This is a genomic window from Flavonifractor sp. (assembly GCF_019422385.1).
GTDB classification, from domain to species: domain Bacteria; phylum Bacillota; class Clostridia; order Oscillospirales; family Oscillospiraceae; genus Flavonifractor; species Flavonifractor avistercoris.
Window position 1 is genome coordinate 1 of sequence record NZ_JAHZDL010000029.1, and the last position, 23,942, is coordinate 23,942.

The 23,942-nt window shown below is 64.7% G+C and carries 25 protein-coding genes; 20 read left to right on the forward strand and 5 right to left on the reverse strand.

The window, feature by feature from the left end; translation table 11 throughout:
• Window positions 1-510, forward strand: a 510-nt coding sequence (locus tag QZ378_RS05650; RefSeq protein WP_291257599.1) for an ATP-dependent Clp protease proteolytic subunit, incomplete at its 5' end; no start/stop codon positions are given.
• Between the two features lie 49 nt (window positions 511-559).
• Here the strand turns inward: QZ378_RS05650 and QZ378_RS05655 are convergent.
• Entirely contained in the window at window positions 560-2,317 is a 1,758-nt protein-coding gene (locus QZ378_RS05655) for an aryl-sulfate sulfotransferase (RefSeq protein WP_291257600.1), read from the reverse strand.
• Window positions 2,318-2,476: 159 nt separating this feature from the next.
• A complete protein-coding gene (locus tag QZ378_RS05660; RefSeq protein WP_291257601.1) occupies window positions 2,477-3,238 on the reverse strand; it encodes a helix-turn-helix domain-containing protein in 762 nt (253 codons plus the stop codon).
• Window positions 3,239-3,502: 264 nt separating this feature from the next.
• Between QZ378_RS05660 and QZ378_RS05665 the strand changes: the two genes are divergently transcribed.
• The 19 genes from QZ378_RS05665 (at window position 3,503) to hisE (ending at window position 21,544) form a co-directional block, all read left to right on the forward strand.
• A complete protein-coding gene (locus tag QZ378_RS05665; protein WP_191378721.1) occupies window positions 3,503-3,709 on the forward strand; it encodes a DUF6514 family protein in 207 nt (68 codons plus the stop codon).
• 201 nt (window positions 3,710-3,910) lie between these two features.
• Window positions 3,911-4,633 (forward strand): UMP kinase, encoded by a 723-nt coding sequence (gene pyrH, locus QZ378_RS05670; RefSeq protein WP_087236564.1) that lies wholly within the window; start codon window positions 3,911-3,913, stop codon window positions 4,631-4,633.
• Between the two features lies 1 nt (window position 4,634).
• On the forward strand, window positions 4,635-5,189 hold the full coding sequence (gene frr, locus QZ378_RS05675; protein WP_191378722.1) for a ribosome recycling factor: 555 nt from the start codon (window positions 4,635-4,637) through the stop codon (window positions 5,187-5,189).
• Between the two features lie 84 nt (window positions 5,190-5,273).
• Window positions 5,274-6,023 (forward strand): isoprenyl transferase, encoded by a 750-nt coding sequence (locus tag QZ378_RS05680; RefSeq protein WP_291257602.1) that lies wholly within the window; start codon window positions 5,274-5,276, stop codon window positions 6,021-6,023.
• Window positions 6,024-6,025: 2 nt separating this feature from the next.
• Window positions 6,026-6,850 (forward strand): phosphatidate cytidylyltransferase, encoded by an 825-nt coding sequence (locus tag QZ378_RS05685; protein ID WP_291257603.1) that lies wholly within the window; start codon window positions 6,026-6,028, stop codon window positions 6,848-6,850.
• 4 nt (window positions 6,851-6,854) lie between these two features.
• A complete protein-coding gene (locus QZ378_RS05690; RefSeq protein WP_291257604.1) occupies window positions 6,855-8,000 on the forward strand; it encodes a 1-deoxy-D-xylulose-5-phosphate reductoisomerase in 1,146 nt (381 codons plus the stop codon).
• A 12-nt stretch (window positions 8,001-8,012) separates the two neighbouring features.
• Window positions 8,013-9,089, forward strand: coding sequence for an RIP metalloprotease (locus tag QZ378_RS05695; protein WP_291257605.1), 1,077 nt, complete (start codon window positions 8,013-8,015; stop codon window positions 9,087-9,089).
• A 21-nt stretch (window positions 9,090-9,110) separates the two neighbouring features.
• Window positions 9,111-10,148, forward strand: coding sequence for a flavodoxin-dependent (E)-4-hydroxy-3-methylbut-2-enyl-diphosphate synthase (gene ispG, locus QZ378_RS05700; protein WP_291257606.1), 1,038 nt, complete (start codon window positions 9,111-9,113; stop codon window positions 10,146-10,148).
• Between the two features lie 19 nt (window positions 10,149-10,167).
• A complete protein-coding gene (locus tag QZ378_RS05705; RefSeq protein ID WP_291257607.1) occupies window positions 10,168-14,334 on the forward strand; it encodes a PolC-type DNA polymerase III in 4,167 nt (1,388 codons plus the stop codon).
• Window positions 14,335-14,440: 106 nt separating this feature from the next.
• Window positions 14,441-14,953, forward strand: a complete 513-nt coding sequence (locus tag QZ378_RS05710; RefSeq protein WP_191378728.1) for a ferritin — start codon at window positions 14,441-14,443, stop codon at window positions 14,951-14,953.
• A 123-nt stretch (window positions 14,954-15,076) separates the two neighbouring features.
• Window positions 15,077-16,246, forward strand: a complete 1,170-nt coding sequence (gene hisZ / locus QZ378_RS05715) for an ATP phosphoribosyltransferase regulatory subunit (RefSeq protein ID WP_087236581.1) — start codon at window positions 15,077-15,079, stop codon at window positions 16,244-16,246.
• A 2-nt stretch (window positions 16,247-16,248) separates the two neighbouring features.
• The gene (gene hisG, locus QZ378_RS05720) at window positions 16,249-16,896 is read left to right on the forward strand and encodes an ATP phosphoribosyltransferase (RefSeq protein ID WP_291257617.1); all 648 of its coding nucleotides are present in this window, start codon (window positions 16,249-16,251) and stop codon (window positions 16,894-16,896) included.
• Entirely contained in the window at window positions 16,893-18,206 is a 1,314-nt protein-coding gene (gene hisD / locus QZ378_RS05725) for a histidinol dehydrogenase (RefSeq protein WP_291257608.1), read from the forward strand. Before hisG ends, hisD begins: the two co-directional genes overlap by 4 nt.
• Window positions 18,203-18,778 carry an imidazoleglycerol-phosphate dehydratase HisB gene (gene hisB / locus QZ378_RS05730; protein WP_291257609.1) on the forward strand — a complete coding sequence of 192 codons (576 nt, stop codon included), beginning with the start codon at window positions 18,203-18,205 and terminating at the stop codon, window positions 18,776-18,778. Before hisD ends, hisB begins: the two co-directional genes overlap by 4 nt.
• Before the next feature lie 19 nt (window positions 18,779-18,797).
• On the forward strand, window positions 18,798-19,406 hold the full coding sequence (hisH, locus tag QZ378_RS05735) for an imidazole glycerol phosphate synthase subunit HisH (RefSeq protein WP_291257610.1): 609 nt from the start codon (window positions 18,798-18,800) through the stop codon (window positions 19,404-19,406).
• Window positions 19,403-20,125, forward strand: coding sequence for a 1-(5-phosphoribosyl)-5-[(5-phosphoribosylamino)methylideneamino]imidazole-4-carboxamide isomerase (gene hisA, locus QZ378_RS05740; protein ID WP_291257611.1), 723 nt, complete (start codon window positions 19,403-19,405; stop codon window positions 20,123-20,125). The genes hisH and hisA overlap by 4 nt, the downstream gene beginning before the upstream one ends.
• Window positions 20,119-20,874: an imidazole glycerol phosphate synthase subunit HisF gene (gene hisF / locus QZ378_RS05745; protein ID WP_191528685.1), complete on the forward strand. Its 756-nt coding sequence runs from the start codon at window positions 20,119-20,121 to the stop codon at window positions 20,872-20,874. Before hisA ends, hisF begins: the two co-directional genes overlap by 7 nt.
• A gap of 5 nt (window positions 20,875-20,879) precedes the next feature.
• Complete coding sequence (gene hisI, locus QZ378_RS05750) at window positions 20,880-21,218, forward strand: phosphoribosyl-AMP cyclohydrolase (protein ID WP_291257612.1); 339 nt, start codon at window positions 20,880-20,882, stop codon at window positions 21,216-21,218.
• Window positions 21,215-21,544: a phosphoribosyl-ATP diphosphatase gene (gene hisE, locus QZ378_RS05755; protein WP_291257613.1), complete on the forward strand. Its 330-nt coding sequence runs from the start codon at window positions 21,215-21,217 to the stop codon at window positions 21,542-21,544. The genes hisI and hisE overlap by 4 nt, the downstream gene beginning before the upstream one ends.
• 48 nt (window positions 21,545-21,592) lie before the next feature.
• On the opposite strand, the gene QZ378_RS05760 is transcribed toward hisE, so the two are convergent.
• From QZ378_RS05760 to QZ378_RS05770, 3 genes are read right to left on the reverse strand one after another with little or no spacing between them, the layout of a single operon-like run.
• On the reverse strand, window positions 21,593-22,135 hold the full coding sequence (locus QZ378_RS05760; RefSeq protein ID WP_291257614.1) for a peptidoglycan-binding protein: 543 nt from the start codon (window positions 22,133-22,135) through the stop codon (window positions 21,593-21,595).
• A gap of 12 nt (window positions 22,136-22,147) precedes the next feature.
• On the reverse strand, window positions 22,148-23,350 hold the full coding sequence (locus tag QZ378_RS05765) for a peptidoglycan-binding protein (protein ID WP_291257615.1): 1,203 nt from the start codon (window positions 23,348-23,350) through the stop codon (window positions 22,148-22,150).
• A gap of 14 nt (window positions 23,351-23,364) precedes the next feature.
• Window positions 23,365-23,754 (reverse strand): spore cortex-lytic protein, encoded by a 390-nt coding sequence (locus tag QZ378_RS05770; RefSeq protein ID WP_291257616.1) that lies wholly within the window; start codon window positions 23,752-23,754, stop codon window positions 23,365-23,367.
• Window positions 23,755-23,942: the final 188 nt, after the last annotated feature.

Here is a 23,942-nt window from a genome sequence, read left to right on the forward strand (position 1 = left end):
ATGCCCCTGCTGGCGGCCATTGAGGAGAGCGACGAGGTGGACGGCCTGCTGGTGCTCCTCAACACAGTGGGGGGCGATATCGAGGCGGGGCTGGGCATTGCGGAGCTGATTGCCTCCATGTCCAAACCTACCGTCTCCCTGGTGCTGGGGGGCGGCCACTCCATCGGGGTGCCCCTGGCGGTGTCGGCCAAGCGGTCTTTTATCGCGCCCTCGGCGGCCATGACCATCCACCCGGTGCGGCTCAACGGCCTGGTGATCGCCGTATCACAGACCTTTACCTATTTTGAGCGCATCCAGGAGCGGATCATCCAGTTCGTCACCCGCAACAGCGCTGTGAAGCGAGAGGACTTTACAAAACTGATGCTCCAGACGGGGGAGCTGGCCGCCGATGTGGGCAGCGTGATCTACGGGGAGGAGGCGGTGCGCATCGGGCTCATCGACGCCATCGGCGGCCTGTCCGACGCCCTGGCCTGCCTGCACCAGATGATCGACGAACAAAAGCAGAGATAACAGAGAGGGCCGCCGGCAACCGCCGGCGGCCCTTGTGATTTGGAACAGATTATGCGTCAGTCTCCTGGAACCAGTAGCCGACGAAATCGCCCTTCATGACCCGGTAGCCGTTCATCATGCAGTCGTAGTCGAAGGAGCGGATCAGAGTACCCTCGCTGTCGTACTCGCCGAACTGGTGGGCCACACCGCTGTTGGCCACAAAGTTGCCGCCGATCTCCTGGGCGTTGGACACGATGGCGGAGTAGGGTACCGCGTGCTGCTCCACCAGGGAGAAGGTTTTTGTGTTGTCGTCCACCAGGTAGAAGGTGATATAGGAGGCGTCGCCGCTGGTGAGGGAGGTGCTGACGCTGTCCGCCAGCTCGGGATCGTAGCCGTCCCGGGTGCTCAGGCTCCAGTAGTTGTTGTCATACATGCGCAGCAGGTACTGGCCGTCCTCCAGGCTGTCGTCCGCCACCAGCTCCACATCGTGCTGGCCGTACTGGGCCACGAAGTCGCCGTCCATGGCATAGCACAGATCTGCATAGGGGGTGTCCGCCCAGAATGCCGGGTCGCCGATGAAGGCGGAGAGGGTGGGGGTGCCCTGGATGTCGCTGACCTTGATGATGGTGGAGGTCTCCCGGGAGCTGACCAGGATACTGTCGTCCTTCTCCATGTACTGCACAGAGTTCAGGTGGAGCCAGTCGTCCTCGCCGGCCTGCCAGAAGGAGCCGCCGGTGATAGGCACCGGGTGGGTCATCTCGCCGTAGTAGCCGTCCATCAGCTCGGAGAAGTCCACCACCTCGGACACCTCGCCGGTCTCCGGGTTGAGGGAGACCACCACGTCCATGACGGTGTCCTGCTCTGTGTCGTTGACCAGGGCCAGAATGGTGCCGTCGGGCCCCCAGTTGATGTCGTGGTGGAGTTCATACTGGCCCAGGTCGTACACCCGGACGGCCTGTCCCAGGGGGCTCATGAGGGCGATCTTGCGGCTACTGACGCAGGTGTAGAGCCCGCCGTCGGTGTAGAGGAAGCGGTCGGAGTGGAAGCCCTCCAGCACCATCTCATAGCGCAGCACGCCGTCGTTGTCGAAGAAGAAGGTATAGCCGTAATAGTCACCCAAGCCCATGGCGTAGTAGAGCCCGTCGGTGAGGGCCGCCGTGCTGTCCCCGTCGGTGGTGTCCAGATGGTTGGCGTAGCCGGAGATGGCCTCCGGCATCTCTATGGTGAAGGTAACGGTCTGCTGAACCCGGCCCCGCTCTCCCAGGGCCTCCAGGGTGACCTCATTGGTCTCGCCGGGAACCAGGCCGATGAGCAGGAAGCAGTGGTTCCGGCTGAACGAATTGCCGTCCGCCGAGCTCTGGGCCACGGCGGTGTAGTCCGGCAGATCAACGCTGGTGGTGTGGACGGTGTAGCGGATCTGGCTGCGCCGCTCGGTCTGGAAGGAGAGCAGCAGACCGTTGCTCCCGGTGCCGAAGGGATCCAGAACCGCCAGGGGGGCGTCCATGGAGGCGCCCTGTCCGACCATCTCCATCAACTGCTGGCCCAGGCGCTGCTGAACGCCCTCGTCGTAGTATGTAAAGCCGTCCTCCTCATACTCGTCTGGGACGATCCGGGAGACAGAGATGGTGGACTTCACCGAGGCGTCGTAGACCGACACGGCCCGCTCCTCGCTGGTGTACTGATGCTCGCCCACCTGTACGTTCCAGTCATCCCGGCTGCGCATCTCCGAGTCCATCATGACCCGGACGACGATCTCAAACACCACCACTGCGCACACCACGCAGACGGCGGCGATGATCAGCCGCTTCAGGATTTTCCGCTTGTTCATCGTCAACACATCCTTCTTAAGGGGTTTGCAAGAAAATAGAAAGAAATCTCTTAATATACTAGCGGAACCCCGGGAAGTGTCAAGACAAAAAATGAAAATTTTCTTAAAATTTAATAAATAAAGAGTGAGGACGGCGGGGGAGGGGGGACGGTGCGGCCGCTACTCCCACCGGCAGTGCTTGGCTTGGCCGATAATCGTGCCGATATACTCCAGGCAGTCCCCGTCCCCGACGGGGATGGCCTTGAAGTCCACATTGGGGGCCACCAGCTTGGAGGCGCCGTTGCGCCGGTAGAGGCGGCGGAGAAGAGGCGCGCCGTTGAGAAGAAAGAGGGCATATCCCTGGCGGGGGAGAGTGCGCTCCCTCCGGCAGAGCAGGACAGCCCCGGCGGAATAGAGGGGCTCCAGGCTTCCGTCCGGCAGGAGGACGGCAAAGTCGGCCTCCCGGGCGGCGGTGTCCGGCTCCGGGATCAGGACGGGACGGGGGCGGAGCACGCCCCAGGCCGGGTTCTCCGCCTCAGAGCCGGCGGCCAGGAAACAGAACAGGTGGCGCGTGGCAATGCCGCCGGCCAGGCAGGGCGCAGGGGCGCCCAGCAGCTCGGCCATGATCCCCATCGCACGCCTGCTGCGGGGCTCCAGCTCCCGCAGGCGCATGAGCAGGCGGATCTCCTCGTCGGAGAGCAGGATGGGGCCGTCGCTTCCGTTGAGGCTGATGTAGCACTCCAGGGGCAGGGCGTCGTCCAGCAGGTAGCGGATGGGCACACGGAGACTCTGGGCCAGCCGGGCCATGGGCTCCGCGGTGGGATGTCTGGTCTGCCCGGAGAAGATCTTGTTCAGCGTCCCCACCGGCACCCCCGAGTGCCGGGCAATCTCCTCCGTGGTCAGGTGCCGGAGTTTTTTGATGTAGGCCAGTTTCTCTGTCATGGACAAGAGGAGCACCTCCCGCAGTGTTAACCGGATCTGGTAAAAAAGCCCGGGCAACCGGGTCAATTGGGCGGATCCGGTTGACAAACGGCGGAAAATACATAATATAGTGATAGGCTCTGGGGCAAAACGCAAGATAAGGGGGATGGCTGAGAGAGGATAGGCTGTAGCGCAATGTGGATTATACCAGAGAAACCGGAAAAACCTGGTCAAAATCTGTCGTTTATCACCGGAAAAGTTGTAGGAATGAGGAGAGAGCTAACCATGAGAAACCATCACAAGACCTATTGTGTATTTCTGGACGTGGCCTCCCGCCCGCACATGTACGGAATTCGGGGGACAAATGGCGTCAGCGTGGGTCGGATTTCCACGGACTTCCAGGAAGTGAACCGGCTGGCCGAGAGCTGCAACATTGCCGGACTCTCACCGCTCCATCTGGCCGATGTTGTGGACGATTTCCGCCGCTCCTGAGGGGCAGGACACCCAGATTTGCATGGAAACAGGGAGATACACAGGTCAAAGGCCCGACGCGGGAGTGCGCCGGGCCGATTTTTTTGCCCGGGCCCAGCGGCGGGCAGGACTGTAAATTATTCTGACGGTAATGATTGCATTATAGGCCGGTTTATATTAAAATAGAGAGGACTCCATAATCCCCTCAAAGGAGATGACAGTATGAGCGAACCGCAGTACAAGCGGGTTCTTCTGAAGCTGAGCGGCGAGGCGCTGGCCGGCGGGGCCGGCCGGGGCCTGGACTTCGACGTGATCGGCAGCGTGTGCGACGTGATCAAGAAGTGTGTAGACTGTGGTGTCCAGGTGGGCATCGTGGTGGGCGGCGGCAATTTCTGGCGCGGCCTCAAGGACGGCGGCGACCGGATGGAGCGCACCCGGGCCGACCACATGGGCATGCTGGCCACCACCATCAACGCCCTGGCCGTGGCCGACGTGCTGGAGCAGAAGGGGGTGGATGTGCGGGTGCAGACCGCCATTGAGATGCGCGCCGTGGCCGAGCCCTATATCCGCTCCCGCGCCATCCGGCACATGGAGAAGGGAAGGGTGGTCATCTTTGGCTGCGGCACCGGCAATCCCTTCTTCTCCACCGACACGGCGGCGGTGCTGCGGGCCGCGGAGATCGACGCGGACGCCATCCTGCTGGCCAAGAACATCGACGGCGTTTATAGCGCCGACCCCAAAAAGGATCCCACTGCGGTGAAGTACGATACCATCACCTATGACGACGTGCTGGCCCAGCACCTCCAGGTCATGGATTCCACCGCCACGTCGCTGTCGATGGACAACAAGATTCCGGTCATTCTGTTCGCACTGAAGGATCCGGAGAACATTCTCCGGGTCGTCATGGGAGAGAAAATTGGAACCATTGTTAAGGAGGAACCGTGAAATGAAAGAGGTCAACAAGGAATTCGATGCAAAGATGCAGAAGACCATTGACGTGGTCATGAGCGATTTCGCCAGCGTCCGTGCCGGGCGGGCCAACGCCGCCGTGCTGGACAAGATCACTGTGGATTACTACGGCGCGCCCACCCCCCTGAACCAGGTGGCGGCCATCTCCTCCCCCGACCCCCGCAGCCTGATGATCCAGCCCTGGGATGGCACCCTGCTCAAGGCCATTGAGAAGGCCATCCAGACCTCCGACCTGGGCATCAACCCCCAGAATGACGGCAAGGTGATCCGCCTGGCCTTCCCGCAGCTCACCGAGGAGCGCCGCAAGGAGCTGACCAAGCAGGTGCGCAAGTACGGCGAGGCCGGCAAGGTGGCCATCCGCAACATCCGCCGGGACGCCATGGACAAGTTCAAGGCCATGGAGAAGAAGTCGGAGATCACCGAGGACGACCGGAAGGACTACGAGAAGGAGCTTCAGGACATCACCGAGAAGCGCTGCAAGCAGATCGACGAGCTCACCGCCAAGAAAGAGGCGGAGCTGATGGCGGTCTGAGCCGAAAAACGGCAATACGTTATCCTGGTGCGGGACACCTGTGTGTCCCGCACCCCTATTCATGTGACCAGGTAGGGTTTCATCATGGCTTTTATCAAACCAACTCAACCGAAGGATGAGCCGACGGTGGATTTTTCCCGGCTGCCCCGCCACGTGGCCATTATCATGGACGGAAACGGACGCTGGGCCAAGCGCCGGGGCCTGCCCCGCACGGCGGGCCACGCCGCCGGGGCGGAGATCTTCCGTACCATCGCCACCTACTGCAAGGACATCGGGCTGGAGTATCTCACCGTCTACGCCTTCTCCACGGAGAACTGGAAGCGGCCGCTGGAGGAGGTCTCCGCCATTGTGGGCCTGCTGAAAAAATATCTGCTGGAGTCCATCCAGAAGATGGAGCGGGATAAGATCAAGCTCCACTTCTTCGGGGATCTGGAGCCTCTGCCCGGAGAGCTCCGGGAGATGTGCGACCGAACCAACGAGATCTCCAAGCGGTATGACGGCATGCAGGTCAACGTCTGCTTCAACTACGGCGGGCGGGACGAGATCGTCCGGGCCGCCCGGGCCTTTGCTCTGGACTGTGCGGCTGGGCGCCGGCGGCCGGAGGAGCTGACCGAGGGCATGTTCGGGGAGTATCTCTACTCCGCCGGGGTGCCGGATCCGGATCTGGTGATCCGTCCCAGCGGGGAGATGCGGCTGTCCAACTTCCTGCTTTGGCAGTCGGCCTATGCCGAGTTCTATATGACGGATGTGTTATGGCCCGACTTTACGCCGGAAGAGCTGTGCCGGGCGCTGGCGGCCTATCAGAGCCGTGACCGCCGGTTTGGAGGTGTATGACAATGGGCAAGCGAATCCTTGTGGCGGTGATCTTTATCCCGCTGCTGCTGGTGCTCATCTACGGAATTGCACCTGCCTACCCCTGGGCCCTGTGCCTGCTGATTGCCGGACTGTCCATGATCTCGGTGCATGAGGTGCTCTGGTCTACCGGCTTTTTGAAGCACGCCCGCATCTCCGGCTACTCCATCGTGCTGGCGGGCCTGATCCCCTTCTGGGTCTACTACGACGGAGAGAGTCTGCCCGCCCTGTGCGGCCTGTTTGTATATGTGGTGCTGCTTTTTGCAGAGGCCATCGCCGCCCACAAGCGCATCAGCCTGGAGAAGCTGGGAGGCGCCTTTTTCCTGTCCATCGTGATCCCCTTCTTCCTGTCCTCCTTCCTGCGCATCCGGCAGATGGAGCACTGGCAGTACCTGATCCTCCTGCCCCTGGAGGCGGCCTTCCTCAGCGATGCCTTCGCCCTGTTTGCCGGCATGGCCTTTGGAAAGCACAAGCTGGCCCCGGAGCTCTCCCCCAAAAAGACGGTAGAGGGGGCTGTGGGCGGCTTTGCCGGCGCGGTGGTTTGTACCGTGGTGTACGGCGCCGTGCTCCAGTTCGGCTTCCAGGTACCGGTGAACTATCTGTATCTGGCCGTCTACGGCGCACTGGGCAGCGCGGCCTCCCAGCTGGGGGATCTGGCCTTTTCCTATATCAAGCGGGAGTACGGGCTGAAGGATTTCGGCAATATTCTGCCCGGACACGGCGGCATCCTGGATCGGTTTGACAGCGTGATCTTCTGCGCGCCGCTGATGGAGCTTCTGCTCCACGTTCTGCCCGCGGTGGGGGTGTAGTGCCGTGGAGGAAAAACGCTGTATCTCCCTGCTGGGCTCCACCGGCTCCATCGGCCGGCAGGCCCTGGAGGTGATCGCGGCCGAGGATATGGCCGTGGCCGCCCTGACGGCCAACCGGGCCGTGGATCGGCTGGAGGAGCAGTGCCGCCGCTTCCGCCCGGCGCTGGCGGTGATGATGGATCCGGCGGCGGCGTCTGACCTGCGGGTACGCCTGGCGGACACCGGAATCCGGGTGGCCGCCGGCATGGACGGCCTGCTGGAGGCCGCCGTCCTGCCCCAGGCGGACACGGTGCTCACCGCCGTGGTGGGCATTGTGGGCCTGCGGCCCACCCTGGCGGCGGTGGAGGCGGGCAAGCGCATCGCCCTGGCCAACAAGGAGACCCTGGTGTGCGGCGGCGAGCTGGTGATGGACGGGGCCGCCCGTTCCGGCGCGGAGATCGTGCCGGTGGACTCGGAGCACTCGGCCCTGTTCCAGTGCCTCCAGGGCTGCCGGGACAGGGGGGAGGTGCGCCGGCTGATCCTCACCGCCTCCGGCGGCCCCTTCTGGGGCTGGAGAGCGGAGCAGCTTGCCCATGTGACGGTGGAGCAGGCCCTGGCCCACCCCAACTGGTCTATGGGGGCCAAGATCTCGGTGGACTCCGCCACCATGATGAACAAGGGGCTGGAGTTTATCGAGGCCATGCGGCTCTACCGCATGCCGCCGGAGAAAATTTCCATCGTCATCCACCGGGAGAGTATCATTCACTCCCTGGTGGAATACTCTGATCATGCCATCCTGGCCCAGCTGGGCGCGCCCGACATGCGCCTGCCCATCCAGTACGCCCTCACCTGGCCCCGCCGGAGTGAGGGGGTGGCGAAACCGCTGGATCTGCTCACCTGCCCGCCCCTGACCTTCCACGCCCCGGACTGCGAGGCCTTTCCCTGCCTCCGCCTGGCGCTGGAGGCCGCCCGGACAGGGGGCACCGCCACGGCGGTGCTCAACGGCGCCAACGAGGCGGCGGTGGGGCAGTTCCTGGCCGGAAAGCTCTCCTTTGCCGGCATCGCCCAAAAGGTGGAGGAGGCCTTGGCCGCCATTCCGGCCGTCCAGTCCCCCGGCCTGGAGGAGATCCTGGCGGCGGACGAGGCCGCCCGGGCGCTGGTAAACCGCTGATTTGAGGTGCCTATGACCATTTTATCCATTGTCCTGATCATTCTGTTCTTCGGGGTGCTCATCGCCGTCCACGAGTTCGGCCATTTCATCGCCGCCAAGTCCCTGGGGGTGCGGGTGGAGGAGTTCGCCATCGGCATGGGGCCCAAGCTGTTCTCCAGGAAAAAGGGGGAGACCACCTACTCCCTCCGGGCCCTGCCCATCGGCGGTTTCTGCGCCATGGAGGGGGAGGAGGAGAACTCCGACGACCCCCGCTCTTTCAGCAATAAGCCCGCCTGGAAGAAGCTGATCATCCTGGTGGCCGGGGCGTTCATGAACTTTGTGGCCGGACTGGTGATCATCGTGCTTTTGTTCTCAGTGTCCGGCGTGCCCTCCCTGCCGGTGGTGAACGGCTACCTGGCGGGAGCGGAGGACATCCAGGAGCAGGGCCTGCTGCCGGGGGATGAATTTTACTCCATCAACGGCCACCGCATCTACTTCCAGAGCGATGCCATCCTCTTCCTGAACCGGGCGGGGGAGGACGTGGCGGTGGAGGTGGTGCGGGACGGCCGGCGGGTGGACCTGGGCACCCTCCACCTGCCCTACCGCACCCTCATCGACGAGAGCGGCCAGCAGGTGCTCAAGCGGGGCATCACCGTGGGCGAGGTGCGGGACATGGGTGCCCTGGACACTCTGCGCTACGGCTGGTACCAGGCCATTGACTACGTGCGCACGGTGTGGCTCAGCCTGGGAGATCTGATCACCGGCGCGATGGGGCTGGACGACATGTCCGGCGTCATCGGCATCGTCGCGGTGGCCGGAGAGATGGGGGAGCAGGGAGCCCAGGCCGCCGGACTGGCGGGGGCCTTTCTCAATCTGCTCAGCTTCACCGCCCTGATCGCCGTCAACCTGGCGGTCATGAACCTGCTGCCCATTCCTGCCCTGGACGGGGGACAGATCCTTTTCGTGCTGGTGGGGGCGGTATACCGCCTGATCACCCGAAAGACCCTGGATCAGAAGGTGCTGGGCTACATCAACATGGTGGGCTTTGTGTGCCTGATGGGGCTGATGGTGGTGGTGGCCGTCAGCGACGTGCGGAAGTTCATTTTGTAAATCCTCGAAGGAGGCATTTTCGTGACCCGACAGATTTTCGTGGGCGGCGTCCCCATTGGGGGCGGCGCCCCTGTCACCATTCAGTCCATGACCAACACCCGCACCGACGACGTGGCGGCCACCGTGGCGCAGATCCGCCGCCTGGCCGCCGCCGGATGCCAGATCGTCCGGGTGGCGGTGCCCGATCTGGCCGCGGCAAAGGCCGTGGGGGCGATCAAGGAGCAGATCGACATCCCCCTGGTGGTGGACATCCACTTCGACTATAAGCTGGCCCTGGAGTGCGTGGCCGCCGGGTGCGATAAGGTGCGCATCAACCCGGGCAACATCGGCGGGGAGGACAGGGTACGGCAGGTGGCGGACGCCTGCCGCCAAAAGGGCATCCCCATCCGCATCGGGGTCAACGGCGGCTCCCTGGAGAAGCCCATCCTGGCCAAATACGGCGGCGTCACGCCGGAGGCCCTGGTGGAGTCCGCCTTCGGCCATATCAGGCTGCTGGAGAAGTTCGACTTCACCGACATCTGCGTGTCCCTCAAGTCCTCCAGCGTGCCGGTCACCATGGCGGCCTACCGCCTGATGAGTGAGGAAAGTGATTATCCTTTACACCTGGGCGTCACCGAGACGGGCACCCCCCGGATGGGGATTCTCAAGTCCGCCGTGGGCATCGGCGGCCTGCTGGCCCTGGGCATTGGGGATACCATACGGGTGTCCCTCTCCGCCGACCCGGTGGAGGAGGTCTACGCCGCCCGGGACATCCTGAAGGCCGCCGGGGTGCGGAAGGACGGGCCGGAGCTGGTGGCCTGCCCCACCTGCGGCCGCACCCGCATCGATCTCATCGGCCTGGCCAATGAGGTGGAGGAGCGGCTGAAAAGCGTGGACAAGCCCATCACCGTGGCGGTGATGGGGTGCGTGGTCAACGGCCCCGGGGAGGCCTCCGCCGCCGACGTGGGCATCGCCGGGGGCGTAGGGGAGGGCCTGCTCTTCCGGAAGGGGGAGATTGTGAAGAAGGTGCCCCAGGAGTCCCTGGTGGACGAGCTGTTTGCGCTGATTGAGGAACTGTGACATAGGAGCGTTAGTGAGCATGGCAGAAGCACAGAAGATACCCTTTTTGCGGCTGTTCTCCGCCTGGCGTCCGCCGGAGGAGCTGGCTGGACTGGTGGATCAGTACCTGGTGACCCGGGCGGTGATCGACAAGGCGTCCCGTTCCATCCGGGCGGAGGTGGCGTGCAGCCGCCTGCCGGACGACGGGCTGCGGCGGCAGATTGAGAGAAGCCTGGCCCTGGCCTACCGGGTGGAGAAGGTGGAGCTGGACATGGCGGGGGAACCGGCCCCGGCCCCAACGCCCTCCATACCGCAGGCGCCGCCTCTGGAGCGGATGACGGCCCCGGCGGTGCCGGCGGACAGTGCGCCGACACCCGCTCCGGCGGATGATCCCCAGGCCGCCTTCCGGCGGACGGAGGAGATCCGGCGAAAGGCCCTGGCCGGGCTCAAGACCGCCCGCCCCCGGGAGAAGAAGCCCGGCGGCGGCGCGCCCAGGGGCAAGCTGCTCTATGGCCGCCATGAGATCAAAAAGGAGCCCGTCCCCATGAGCGGCCTGGAGCTGGACATGGGCACCGTCATCGTGGAGGGCGACGTGTTCTCGGTGGATCACCGGGAGCTGAAAAAGCGGGGCGCCTGGGTGATCTGCTTCGACGTGACCGACTACACCGGCTCGGTGCGGGTGTCCAAGTTCTTCCCCGGCGAGGAGGGCAAGCCCATTGTGGACGGGGTGAAGAAGGGGCAGCACCTGCTCATCCAGGGCAAGCTGAACATCGACCGCTTCACCGGCGACATGGTGCTGGAGCCCTTCGCCATCATGGAGAGCTCCAAGCCGGTGAAGACCGACGACGCCCCGGAAAAGCGGGTGGAGCTGCACTTACATACCACCATGTCGTCCATGGACGCCCTGACCCAGGTGAGCCCCAAGGCGGGGCCGGACAAGAACGTGGTCAAGCGGGCGGAGTCCTGGGGCCACCGGGCCATCGCCATCACCGACCACGGGGTGGCCCAGGCCTTCCCCGACGCCTGGCACTCGGCCAAGAACATCAAGATCCTCTACGGTGTGGAGGCCTACTTCATCAACGACGTGGACGATCGGGTGGCCATCCACGGGGAGGGCGACCAGGGCTTCGACGGGGAGATCGTCTGCTTTGACATCGAGACCACCGGCCTGGACAACCGGCGGGACGTGATCACCGAGATCGGCGCGGTGGTGCTGAAAAACGGGGAGATCACCGGGCAGTTCTCCACCTTTGCTGACCCGGAGCGGCCCCTGACCCGGGAGATCACCGAGCTCACCGGCATCACCGACCAGATGCTGGAGGGGGCCCCCTCCCAGGCGGAGGCCATCAGCGCTTTCCTGGACTTCGTAGGGGATCGGCCCCTGGCCGCCCACAACGCGGAGTTCGACCTGGGCTTCATCGCCGAGGGCTGCCGCCGCATGGGCCGGTCCTTCGAGCCCACCTCCATCGACACCCTGATTTTGGCCCAGAATCTGCTGCCCCAGCTGGGCAAGCACAAGCTGGACATCGTGGCGGAGCACCTGAACCTGCCCGCCTTCAACCACCACCGGGCCTACGACGACGCGGCCACGGTGGGCTATATGCTGGTGCCCTTTTTCCAGATGCTGCGGGATCTGGGCGTCCACACCCTCCAGCAGATCAACCCGGCCATGACCAGGCTGCGCTCCGGCGGCAAGGCCCGCCGCCAGCCCAAGCACCTGATCATCCTGGCCAAGAACCAGCTGGGCCTGCGCAACCTGTACCAGCTCATCTCCGCCTCCCACCTGGAGCACTTCAGGCGCTATCCCATTATGCCCAAGAGCCTGATCAACCAGCACCGGGAGGGACTGATCATCGGCTCGGCCTGTGAGGCCGGCGAGCTGTTCCAGGCGGTGGTGAAGCGGAAGGACTTCGCCGAGCTCAAGCGCATCGCCTCCTGGTACGATTTCCTGGAGATCCAGCCCCTGTGCAACAACGCCTTCATGCTGCGCAAGGGCATGGTGCAGAGCCAGGAGGAGCTGCGGGACTTCAACCGCACCATCGTGGCCCTGGGAGAGGCCCTGGACAAGCCGGTATGTGCCACCGGAGACGTCCACTTCCTGGATCCGGAGGACGAGATCTACCGGCACATCCTGCTGGCCTCCAAGGGCTTTGAGGACGCGGACTCCGAGCTGCCCATCTACTTCAAGACCACCACCGAGATGCTGGAGGAGTTTGCCTACCTGGGCAGGGAGAAGGCATACGAGGTGGTGGTGCGCAACACCAACCTGGTGGCCGACTGGTGTGAGGACGTGGTGCCCCTGCCCAAGGGGCTGTTCGCCCCCAAGATTGAGAACTCGGCGGAGGAGCTGACAGGTCTGGTGTGGGGGAAGGCGAAAGCCCTTTACGGCGAGGAGCCCCCCCAGATCGTGGTGGACCGCATCAACGCCGAGCTGGGGGACATCATCAAGTGCAAGTACGACGTGATCTACATGTCCGCCCAGAAGCTGGTGCAGGACTCCCTCGCCCACGGCTATCTGGTGGGCTCCCGGGGTTCGGTGGGCTCCTCCCTGGTGGCCTTCATGTCGGGCATCACCGAGGTCAACTCCCTGCCGCCCCACTACCGCTGCCCCAAGTGCAAGCACTCCGACTTCGAGGCCGCTAAGGAGGGGGGCTGGGGCTGCGGCGCGGACATGCCGGACGCGGTGTGCCCGGTGTGCGGCACCCCCTACGAGAAGGACGGCTTCAACATCCCCTTCGAGACCTTCCTGGGCTTCGGCGGCGACAAGGTGCCCGATATCGATCTGAACTTCTCCGGCGAGTATCAGGCCAACGCCCACCGCTATACCTTTGAGCTGTTCGGCCAGACCCACGTGTTCCGGGCGGGCACCATCGGCACCGTGGCGGAAAAGACCGCCTTCGGCTATGTGAAGAAGTACATGGAGGAGCGGGGGATGCACATCACCCGGGCGGAGGAGAACCGGCTGGCCCAGGGCTGCACCGGCGTCAAGCGCACCACCGGCCAGCACCCCGGCGGCATGGTGGTCATCCCCCAGAACCGGGAGATCTACGACTTCTGCCCGGTGCAGCACCCCGCCGACGACCCCAACAGCGACATCATCACCACCCACTTTGAATATCACTCCATGGAGTCCAACCTGCTGAAGCTGGACATGCTGGGCCACGATGACCCCACCATGATCCGCATGCTCCAGGATCTCACCGGGGTGGATCCCCAAAAGATCCCCCTGGATGACCCGGACACCATGAGCATCTTCACCTCCTCCAAGGTGCTGGGCTTTGAGAACGACCCCATCCTGGGCCCCACCGGCGCCGTGGCCATCCCCGAGTTCAACACCAAGTTCACCCGGGGCATGCTGGTGGACACCCAGCCCCACCAGTTCGACATCCTGCTCCGCCTGTCCGGCTTCTCCCACGGCACCGACGTGTGGCTGGGCAACGCCCGGGATCTGATTGTGGATCAGGGCATCCCCGTCGGCCAGGCCATCGGCTGCCGCGACGACATCATGCTCTTCCTGATCTCCTGCGGCATGCCGGAAAAGCGGGCCTTCAAGATCATGGAGTCGGTGCGCAAGGGCAGGGGCCTGCCCGAGGGGGCGGAGGACGAGATGAAGGCCGCCGGTGTGCCCGACTGGTACATCGGCTCCTGCAAGAAGATCAAGTACCTGTTCCCCAAGGCCCACGCCGTGGCCTACGTGATGATGGCCTTCCGCATCGCCTGGTTCAAGGTCCACCGGCCCCTGGCCTTCTATGCCGCCTTCTTCTCCATCCGGGCCAAGGCCTTTGACGCCACCTTCATGTGCCAGGGCATGGATGTGTGCAAGGCCAAGATGCGCGAGATTGAGTCCAAGGAGAAGCCCACCCCGGTGGAGGAGGATATCCTGGTCACTCTGGAGGTGGTGTACGAGTTCTATCTCCGGGGCTTTACCTTCGAGCACATGGATCTCTACCGTTCCCACGCGGTGAACTTCCTGCCCGACAACGAGAAGAACAGCCTGCTGCCCCCCTTCACCTCCGTGCCCGGCCTGGGGGAGACGGCGGCCTGGTCGATTATGGAGCAGCGGAAAGGAAAACAGTTCATCTCCATTGAGGAGTTCTCCACCGCCTGCCCCAAGGTGTCCAAGACCCACATCGAGCAGCTCAAGGCCGCCGGGGCCCTGGACGGCATGCCGGATACCAGCCAGATCACCCTGTTCGACGGATTTTAAGGCCATGCCGTCCCCGCCGCGCCGGGCCGTTGGAAACAATTTGGGTTGCCAAACGGAAGCGTCCGTGTTATCCTTAACTTACTGAAAGCAGAAAGGGTGACAGCACATGCTGGACAAGAAAGTTGCAGAGCTGCTCAACGAGCAGATCAACAAGGAGTTCTACTCCGCCTATCTCTATCTGGAGTTCTCCGCCTTCTTTGAGGACGAGGGCCTGGACGGCTTCGCCAACTGGTACAAGGTACAGGCCCAGGAGGAGCGGGATCACGCCATGCTCATGTTCCAGTATCTCCAGAACAACAACGTACGCCCGGCGCTGGAGGCCGTTGCCAAGCCGGAGAGCGCCCCCGCCGACCGGGCAAAGGTGCTCCAGGCCGGCCTGGAGCACGAGCGCTACGTCACCGGCCTGATCCACGCCATCTACGACGCGGCCTACAGCGTGAAGGACTTCCGCACCATGCAGTTCCTGGACTGGTTCGTCAAGGAGCAGGGCGAGGAGGAGAAGAACGCCGAGGATCTGATCAAAAAGATGGAGCTCTACGGCGACGATGCCAAGGGCCTGTACATGCTCAACAGCGAGCTGGCGGCCCGTGTTTATGCCGCCCCCAGCCTGACCCTCTAAGCAATCTACACCAACAGCCCTCATCGGATCCGATGGGGGCTGTTTTATTTGACAGTTGACAGGACGGGGACAATATAGTATATTAGCGTAGTAGTGTGATAAAGTAAGAAGGGGGGAGCCCCATTGAGATCCATTATCAATACGCCGGAGGGGACGAGAGACCGCCTCTTTGCCGAGTGCCGGGGACGCCGGCGGGTGCGGCAGGCGCTGACCGGCCTGTTTCAGGGCCGGGGCTACGGGGAGGTCAGCACCCCGGAGGTGGAGTTTTATGATCTGTTTCTCCAGTCGGGCAGTCCGCTGCCCCAGGAGGCCATGCTGAAAATCATCGACCGGGGCGGCAGGATCATGGTGATGCGGCCCGACTGCACCACCCCCATCGCCCGGGTGGCGGCCACCAAGCTGAAAAACCTGCCGCTGCCCCAGCGGCTCTACTACGACCAGACGGTATTCCGCTCCGGTGATGCCCACCGGGGGGGCAGCAGCGAGATCGCCCAGTGCGGCGTGGAGCTCATCGGCGCCGCCGGCGCCCGGGCGGATCTGGAGGTGGTGGCCCTGGCGGTGGACGCCCTGCGCTCCTGCGGATTGACCGACTTCCATGTGGAGCTGGGCCACGCCGGCTTTTTCCGGAACCTGGCCGCCCGGATGGAGATGGATGAGGACGAGGTGGAGCGGATGCGCGCCCTCATCGAGGGGAAGAACTTCGCCGCCCTCAACGATCTGCTGGAACCCTACGGCGACCGTCCGGCCTGTCAGGCCCTGCGCCGCCTCTCCCGCCTGTTCGGCGGGGTGGAGGTGCTGGACGAGGCGGAGAAGCTGGCCGGGGAGCACGAGGCCCTGACCTACCTCCGGAACCTGTACCGGGAGCTGGAGGCGGCCGGCTATGGCGCGTTCATCCGGTTTGATCTGGGGCTGGTTCACCAGATTGACTACTACACCGGCGTGGTGTTCCGGGGCTATGCAGACGGGGCGGGCAACGCGGTGCTCTCCGGCGGCCGGTACGACGGCCTCACCGCCGCCTTCGGCCGGAGCGCCCCTGCCACCGGCTTTGCCGTGGACGCCGACGCGGTGGCGGGCTGCCTGCCCCTGGAGGAGTCCCCCCGGCTGGAGCTGCTGGTCTATTTTGAACCGGGGCAGCTCTCCTGGGCCCTCACCGCCCTGGAGCAGGGCGGCGGCGGCCGGCGGGAGCTCTCCCCCTGCGAGACGCTGGAGGAGACGATGGAGCTGGCGAGGGAGCGGGGCGCCTCCGGGGTGCTCACCCTGGAGAACGGCGCGGAAAGGCTGGTGCGGCTATGAGCGTGAACCGGGAAAACCGACTGCGCATCGCCCTGACCAAGGGGCGGCTGCTGGACAAGAGTATGGAGCTGTTCACCGCCATGGGCCTGGACTGCACCCCCATCGAGCACCCCGGCCGGCGGCTGGTACACGCCATCCCCAACTATCCCCTGGACGCGGTGCTGGCAAAGGCCCCCGACGTGATCACCTACGTGGAGCACGGGGTGTGCGATCTGGGCATCGTGGGCAAGGACACCATTCTGGAGCAGGGCCGCACCTTTTATGAGGTGCTGGATCTGGGCTTCGGAAAGTGCCGCTTCGCCCTGGCGGTGAAGGAGGGAAGCGACTTCTACGGCACCTACCAGACCCGGCGCATTGCCAGCAAATACCCCAACGTGGCCCGTGCCTTCTTCGAGAAGAAGGGCATGGACGTGGACATCATCAAGATCGAGGGCTCGGTGGAGCTGGCTCCTATCCTGGGCCTGGCCGACGCCATCGTGGACATCGTGGAGACGGGGGCCACCCTGCGGGAGAACGGCCTGGTGCCCATTGAGGACGTGGCCCAGGTCAGTGCCCGGCTGATCGTCAACACGGCCAGCATGAAGCTGCACAAGGAGGCCATCGAGGACTTTATTGCCCGGTGTGAGGCGGAATTGGAGAGAAGAGCATGATTCAGATTGTGACAGCCGACGGGCGGCGGGAGCGGGAGGTGCTCCAGGCCATGCGGGCCCGGGCCGCCCAGGCGGGCGCGGAGATCAACAGGGCCGTGGCGGCCATCCTAGAGGACGTGCGGGAGAACGGATACCCGGCGGTGGCGGCCTGCTCCCGGAAATTCGATGGAGCGGAGCCCTATGAGATTACGCCGGAGCGGCTGGAGGCGGCCTGCGCGGCCTGCCCGCCAGAACTGCTCTCTGCCCTGGAGCGGGCGGCGGCCAACATCCGGGACTACAATGAAAAGCTGCTGCTCAAGAGCCAGGAGTGGCGCTCCCCCGACGGGGGCGTGGTGGGCCGGGCGGTCCGGGGCCTGAGCCGGGTGGGCATCTATGTGCCCGGCGGCACGGCGGCCTACCCCTCCTCGGTGCTGATGAACGCCGTCCCCGCCAAGGTGGCCGGGGTGGGGGAGATCGTCATGGTGACGCCCCCCACGGAGAACCTGAACGACGCGGTGCTGGCCGCCGCGAAAATTGCCGGTGTGGATCGTGTGATCGCCGTGGGCGGGGCCCAGGCGGTGGCCGCCCTGACCTATGGAGCGGGCTTCATCCCCAGGGTGGACAAGCTGGTGGGGCCGGGCAACGCCTACGTGGCCGCCGCCAAACGCATGGCCTACGGCCAGCTGGACATCGACATGGTGGCCGGCCCCTCCGAGGTGCTGGTGATCGCCGATGAAAAGGCGGATCCCAGGCTGGCGGCCGCCGATCTGCTGAGTCAGGCGGAGCACGACAAGCTGGCCTCCGCCGTGCTGCTCACCACCAGCCGGGCCCTGGCGGAGGCGGTGGACCGGGAGATCATCCGGCAGACCGGCTACCTGACCCGCAGCGAGATCATGGAGGCATCTCTCCGGGACTTTGGCTGCGCCATCGTGTGCGATACTCTGGAGGACTGCGCGGCCCTGGCCAACGAGATCGCCCCGGAGCACCTGGAGATCATGACCGAGAATCCCCGGGCCCTGCTGCCCCGGATCAAAAATGCCGGGGCGGTGTTCCTGGGGGCCTGGTCGCCGGAGCCCCTGGGGGACTATCTGGCCGGACCCGACCACGTGCTGCCCACCAGCGGCACCGCCCGGTTCTTCTCCCCCCTGAGCGTGGACAGCTTCCTCAAGACCATGAGCATCATCCAGTATGACAAGGCCAGCCTGGAGCCCATCCGGAACGACATCATCCGTCTGGCGGAGGCGGAGCACCTGACCGCCCACGCCAACTCCATCCGGGTGCGGTTTGAGGACGTGGACGGCCCGGCGGACAAAGGGGAGGGGAGAGCATGAGGACGGCCCAGATTACCCGGGAGACCAAGGAGACGAGGATCGACCTCCGTCTATGCCTGGATGGCGGGCCGGTGGAGGTTCACACCGGCATCGGCTTTTTCGACCACATGCTCACCGCCCTGGCCTTTTACGGCGGCCTGGGGCTGGAGCTCACCGCCCAGGGCGATCTGGAGGTGGACGGCCACCACACGGTGGAGGACGTGGGTATCGTGCTGGGCCAGGCCATGAGCCGGGCCCTGGGCGACCGGAAGGGCATCCGCCGGTTTGCCTCCGCTTGCATCCCCATGGACGAGGCCCTGTGCTTCACCGCCCTGGACTTCTCCAACCGGCCCTTCCTGGTGTTCGACGCCGAGATGCCCCAGCCCATGATCGGGGACTACGACTCCTGCCTGACGGAGGAGTTCATGCGGGCGCTGGCGATGAACAGTGGATTAACTTTACATATGAAGGCCCTCTATGGAAAGAATGCCCACCATATCACCGAGGCCCTATTCAAGTCCCTGGGTGTGGCCATCAAGGACGCGGTGCAGGTGACCGGCACCGGCGTGACCTCCACCAAGGGAGTTCTGTGAGAGAGATGGTGACAAGGGAATGAGCTATACAGCGATTGTGGACTACGGGGTTGGCAATCTGAAGAGTCTGACCAACGCCATGAACTACCTGGGCCTGCCCAGCCGCATCACCAGTGACCGGGCGGAGCTGGAGCGGGCCGACGCTATCCTCCTGCCCGGCGTTGGGGCCTTCCCCGACGCGGCGGAGCGGCTCCGGGAGACCGGCCTGGCGGGCCTGCTGGCGGAGCAGGCGGCCAAGAAGCCCATGCTGGGCATCTGCCTGGGGATGCAGCTTCTCTTTGACCGGGGGGAGGAGGTGCGGCCCTGTGAGGGGCTGGGGCTGGTACACGGCTCCGTCAAAAAGATCGTGACCCCCTATAAGCTGCCCCACATCGGCTGGAACACCCTGACATTTCCCGGGGAATCCCCCCTGTTCCGGGGGCTGGACGAGGGGGCGTCGGTGTACTTCGTCCACTCCTACTGCGCCCTGGCCGACGATCCGGCGGATGTGATCGCGTGGACGGACTACGGCGCGCCGGTGACGGCGGCGGTGAACCACGGGCTGGTGTACGGCTGTCAGTTCCACCCGGAGAAGAGCGGGGAAGTGGGGCTGACCATTTTGAAGAACTTCGGAGGGCTGAGCCGATGATTGTGCTGCCTGCCATTGACTTGAAGGATCACCAGGTAGTCCGCCTGCGCAAGGGGGAGTTTGACACCGTCCACCGGGTGGCGGAGGATCCCCTCCAGACGGCGCGGGCCTTTGCCGCCGCCGGAGCCAAGTACATTCACATGGTGGATCTGGACGGGGCCCGCAGTGGGGCCCGGAAGAACGAGGCGGAGGTGCGCGCCGTGGCGGAGCACTCCGGCCTGAAGGTGGAGCTGGGGGGCGGCCTGCGCACCCTGGCGGATCTGGAGGCCGCCGACGCCATGGGGGTCACCCGGATGGTGATCGGCTCGGCGGCGGTGAGTGACCCGAATTTTGTACGGGCCGCCGTGGAGCGGTACGGAGAGCGCATCGCCGTGGGCATTGACGCCAGGGACGGCGTGGTCAAAACCGCCGGCTGGGAGGACTCCTCCGGGCTGGACTACCTGGACTTCGCCGTCTCCATGGAACGGATTGGCGTAAAGATGATTATCTTTACAGATATTGAGACAGACGGAATGCTGACTGGCCCGTCCTGGGATCACCTTGAGAAACTGCAAAGGAAAACTACTTGTCGAATTATCGCCAGCGGCGGTGTGTCCAGCAACGAGGACATCCGCCGCCTGCGGGACATGGGCCTCTACGGGGCCATCGTGGGCAAGGCGTATTACACCGGGGCTGTGGATCTGGCCCTGGCGGTAAAGGAGGCGGGCGAGCAGTGTTAGCCAAGCGCATCATCCCCTGCCTGGACGTACGGGACGGCCGGGTGGTGAAGGGGGTCAACTTCGTCAACATCCGGGACGCCGGCGACCCGGTGGAGCTGGCCCGGTTTTACTCCGACCAGGGGGCGGACGAGATCGTCTTTTTAGACATCACCGCCACCCACGAGGTCCGCAAGACGGTGGCCGACGTGGTGGAGCGGACGGCGGAGCAGGTGTTTGTCCCCCTGACGGTGGGGGGCGGCATCCGCACCCTGGACGACTTCCGGGAGCTGCTGCGGGCCGGGGCGGACAAGATCTCCGTCAACTCGGCTGCGGTGGCCCGGCCGGAGCTGATCACCGAGGCGGCGGAGCGGTTCGGCTCCCAGTGTGTGGTGCTGGCCGTGGACGCCCGGAGCCGTGGAGACGGCACCTGGGAGGTGGTGGTGGCCGGCGGGCGGAAGCCCACGGGCCTGGATCTGCTGGAGTGGGTCAAAAAGGGGGAGGCCCTGGGGGCGGGGGAGATCCTCCTCACCTCCATGGACGCCGACGGCACCAAGGCGGGCTTCGACCTGCCCATGACAAAGGCGGTGACCGAGGCGGTGGGCATCCCGGTGATCGCCTCCGGCGGCTGCGGGAGCCTGTCCCACTTCGCGGAGGTGTTTGAGGAGACGGGCTGCGACGCGGCCCTGGCGGCCTCCCTGTTCCACTTCGGGGAGCTGACCGTGCCCCAGGTGAAGGAGTATCTGCGGGCGCGGGATATTCCGGTGAGGTGAGCAAGATGGAGACAACCTTTGATCTGGACCAGCTCTTTCAGAAAGCAGAGCTGATCCCGGTGATTATCCAGGACGCGAGCAGCCTGGAGGTGCTGATGCTGGGCTTCACCAACCGGGAGGCGGTGGAGCTGACCCTGCAAACCAAGACCGCATGGTTCTGGAGCCGCAGCCGGCAGAAGCTGTGGAACAAGGGGGAGAGCTCCGGCCACTTCCTCCACGTGAAGAAGGTGGTCACCGACTGCGACACCGACACCCTGCTCTACCTCTGCGTGCCGGAGGGGCCCACCTGCCACACCGGGGCCCAAAGCTGCTTTTTCAACGAAATTTGGGAGGAAGAACCATGAGTGATACCGTTTTGAGAGATCTCTATCAGGTGGTGCTGGGCCGCAAGGCGGAGCGCCAGGAGGGCTCCTACACCTGCTACCTCTTCGACCAGGGCCTGGACAAGATTTTGAAGAAGGTGGGGGAGGAGAGCGCCGAGACCATCATCGCCGCCAAGAATGGCGTGCAGGAGCGGACGGTGGAGGAGATCTCCGACCTGCTCTACCACCTGATGGTGCTGCTGGCGGCCCAGGACATCCCCCTGGAGGCGGTGCTGGCCGAGCTGGAGCGCCGCAGCCGGAAAATCGGCAACCTGAAGCAGATGAAAACCGTGGATCACGAGACCTGAGACGCAGGCGCGCCGGGGAGGAAAACCCTCTCCGGCGCGCTTTTTCATTCAACTCCCACCCAGCAGCTCCGGCCGGGTGAGCCAGGGAGACTGGGCGTGGGTGACAAAGATGCGGTACAGCTGCTCCAGGGTGTGCTGGCTCTCCGGATCCAGCCTGCCGGTCTCGGGTCTTCCCCCGGCACGCTGGAGCCACTGGAGGTTCCGGGTGGTGGGGCCGTCGTGGCGGCCGTTCACCGCCCCCGGCTCCACCCCGTCCAGGACGATGCCCAGCCCCCGGAACATGGACTGGGCGCTGTTGAGGTGGACGCTCTCATCCCCGGGGCCGGTGGTGACGGGCAGGGGGGCGGACAGCCGGCGCTCCGCCTGGCGGTAGAGGGCCGTGATAGCGTCCCAGGTACCCTGATCCACCCGGCCGGTGACCGGGGGAAAGAACTCCCGCTGGAGGAGCATCACCGCCTCCAGGGTGCGCTCCCCGAAGATCCCGTCCGGGGTGACCCGGGGGAGGAAGGGGTAGACATAGGAGAGGGTGCGCAGCATGGTCTGCAAACTGCGCACCGGCCGGCCGATGTAGTGGGTGTCGGTGCGGATCATAGGTGGGCCTCCTTATGCATCCGTGCTGCCCAGGGTCAGGGGGCGGCCGGGGTATTGGGTCAGGCTGGTGGCGTCGCTCTCCGGCAGCTGAGGGCGGTACTGCTCGGGGATCACGTTGGTGTACTCGGTCATGGTGTCCGCGATGCCGGCATAGAGGCGGTAGAGGGCCTGCCAGGTCTGTTCCCCCACCACCCCGTCCTGGGGCAGGCCGGCCATCTGCTGTACGGCGATGACGGCCTGCCGGGTGGCCGGGCCGTAGACGCCGTCCACCGCCACCGGGGGCACGTTGCTGTAAAACTCGGACACCACGGAGAGCAGGTACTGGATCACCCGCACCTCCTCCCCGGTGTCCCCGGGGGCCACCACGTCGGAGAACTCCAGGGGGATGGCGTTGGCGTAGAAGGTCTGGCCCTCACTGACCAGCTCCGCCAGCTCCAGCACCCCCACGTAGAGGAACACCAGCTTATACCAGGTGGCGCTGCCCACGATGCCGTCGGGGGTGAGGCTGAAAATCTGCTGGAACTTGATCACGGCCTGCTCGGTGCCCTCCCCGAAGATGCCGTCCACCGGCTGTACCTTGGGGATGGCGGGGTAGTCCCGGGAGATCCGGTTGAGCATGGTCTGGATGCGCAGCACCGCCTCCCCCCGGTCTCCCAGCCGCACCGGGGCGCCGGGGTAGGAGTACCGGATGCCCATCACCGGGGCGTTGGTGACGATCTCGATGTTGTCGCCGTAGTAGCTGCGGAGGATGGTGATGGAGTCGGCGCCCTGCTCCGCCATGGCCTGGCTGCCCCACTGGGACAGGCCGTCGCAGGTGGTGGTGGTGCCGTTGCAGAACTTGGCGGCCAGTGGCTCCACAAACCCGATGCGGCGTATGTAGGAGTTGAAGATGGTGTCCACAATTTCGCTGATGTTCTCAAAGATGCTGCGTCCTTTGATGAACTTCTGGTCATAGGCTGTGCTGGAGGTGATGTTGAAGGGGTAGCCCCGGCTGGGATAGTACTCGGTATACACCCGGTTGAGGGCAAAGGAGATGATTGCCAGCACGTTGGCCCGGATGGCGGCGGGCTCCCAGGTGGGGTAGATCTCGCTGGAGGCCACGTTTTTCACATAGTCCGGGAAGGAGACCGTCACGTTCTCCGCGTCCGCGCCGGGGGGCCCCAGGTGGACGGTGATGGACTGTGGTACATAGGGGGTGATGGGGGTGGTGGGCATACAGGCGGCCTCCTTTACAGCTCCTGGGGGGTGACGTTGACGGTCTCACCGCGGGAGGCGGGCGGGGCCTGCTCCGGCAGGGGGATCAGATCCACCTCCTGAAGGGTCTCCGTATTGGGGAACACCTGCATGTTCTCCAGGTAGAGCATCTCGTAGCCCGGCGCCTCCACCCAGACGTCGCAGGAGGCGAAGGGGTGGGGGGTTCCGGGGGACTCGCTGGCGGCTGGGTCGGGGGTGGCCACCCGCACCGGGGCGATGCGGCCGTTCTCATCGGTGGTGCGGACGGCCAGCAGGGTGTGCCGCCCGCCGCCGCTTTTCTGGGTGACCGCCACCGTGGCGCCGGGCACCGGCAGCTGGGCCCGGGAGGTGTAGACGCGGAGCATGATGGTGCCAACTGAGGCCAAGGGACATTCCTCCTTTTTGCCCATCCTATGCCGGAAGGGGGGAGAAGGGTTCTCTCCGGCGGAACGGCGGGCATTGTAGGTTTGTCAAACATATTGGACAGTGAATTCGTTCGGAGAAAGCCAACTAAGCGGTCTCATGGGGAAGTTGTTGGAGCGGCGGTTGTGGACAGCGAGCTGCATTGCAAAGT

Excerpts from the sequence above, each read along its gene's own strand:
- QZ378_RS05655 (WP_291257600.1), bottom strand. The coding sequence starts at position 2,317 with ATGAACAAGCGGAAAATCCTGAAGCGGCTGATCATCGCCGCCGTCTGC.
- QZ378_RS05660 (WP_291257601.1), bottom strand. The coding sequence starts at position 3,238 with ATGACAGAGAAACTGGCCTACATCAAAAAACTCCGGCACCTGACCACG.
- QZ378_RS05665 (WP_191378721.1), top strand. The coding sequence starts at position 3,503 with ATGAGAAACCATCACAAGACCTATTGTGTATTTCTGGACGTGGCCTCC.
- pyrH (WP_087236564.1), top strand. The coding sequence starts at position 3,911 with ATGAGCGAACCGCAGTACAAGCGGGTTCTTCTGAAGCTGAGCGGCGAG.
- frr (WP_191378722.1), top strand. The coding sequence starts at position 4,635 with ATGAAAGAGGTCAACAAGGAATTCGATGCAAAGATGCAGAAGACCATT.
- QZ378_RS05680 (WP_291257602.1), top strand. The coding sequence starts at position 5,274 with ATGGCTTTTATCAAACCAACTCAACCGAAGGATGAGCCGACGGTGGAT.
- QZ378_RS05685 (WP_291257603.1), top strand. The coding sequence starts at position 6,026 with ATGGGCAAGCGAATCCTTGTGGCGGTGATCTTTATCCCGCTGCTGCTG.
- QZ378_RS05695 (WP_291257605.1), top strand. The coding sequence starts at position 8,013 with ATGACCATTTTATCCATTGTCCTGATCATTCTGTTCTTCGGGGTGCTC.
- QZ378_RS05705 (WP_291257607.1), top strand. The coding sequence starts at position 10,168 with ATGGCAGAAGCACAGAAGATACCCTTTTTGCGGCTGTTCTCCGCCTGG.
- QZ378_RS05710 (WP_191378728.1), top strand. The coding sequence starts at position 14,441 with ATGCTGGACAAGAAAGTTGCAGAGCTGCTCAACGAGCAGATCAACAAG.
- hisD (WP_291257608.1), top strand. The coding sequence starts at position 16,893 with ATGATTCAGATTGTGACAGCCGACGGGCGGCGGGAGCGGGAGGTGCTC.
- hisB (WP_291257609.1), top strand. The coding sequence starts at position 18,203 with ATGAGGACGGCCCAGATTACCCGGGAGACCAAGGAGACGAGGATCGAC.
- hisH (WP_291257610.1), top strand. The coding sequence starts at position 18,798 with ATGAGCTATACAGCGATTGTGGACTACGGGGTTGGCAATCTGAAGAGT.
- hisA (WP_291257611.1), top strand. The coding sequence starts at position 19,403 with ATGATTGTGCTGCCTGCCATTGACTTGAAGGATCACCAGGTAGTCCGC.
- hisI (WP_291257612.1), top strand. The coding sequence starts at position 20,880 with ATGGAGACAACCTTTGATCTGGACCAGCTCTTTCAGAAAGCAGAGCTG.
- hisE (WP_291257613.1), top strand. The coding sequence starts at position 21,215 with ATGAGTGATACCGTTTTGAGAGATCTCTATCAGGTGGTGCTGGGCCGC.
- QZ378_RS05760 (WP_291257614.1), bottom strand. The coding sequence starts at position 22,135 with ATGATCCGCACCGACACCCACTACATCGGCCGGCCGGTGCGCAGTTTG.
- QZ378_RS05765 (WP_291257615.1), bottom strand. The coding sequence starts at position 23,350 with ATGCCCACCACCCCCATCACCCCCTATGTACCACAGTCCATCACCGTC.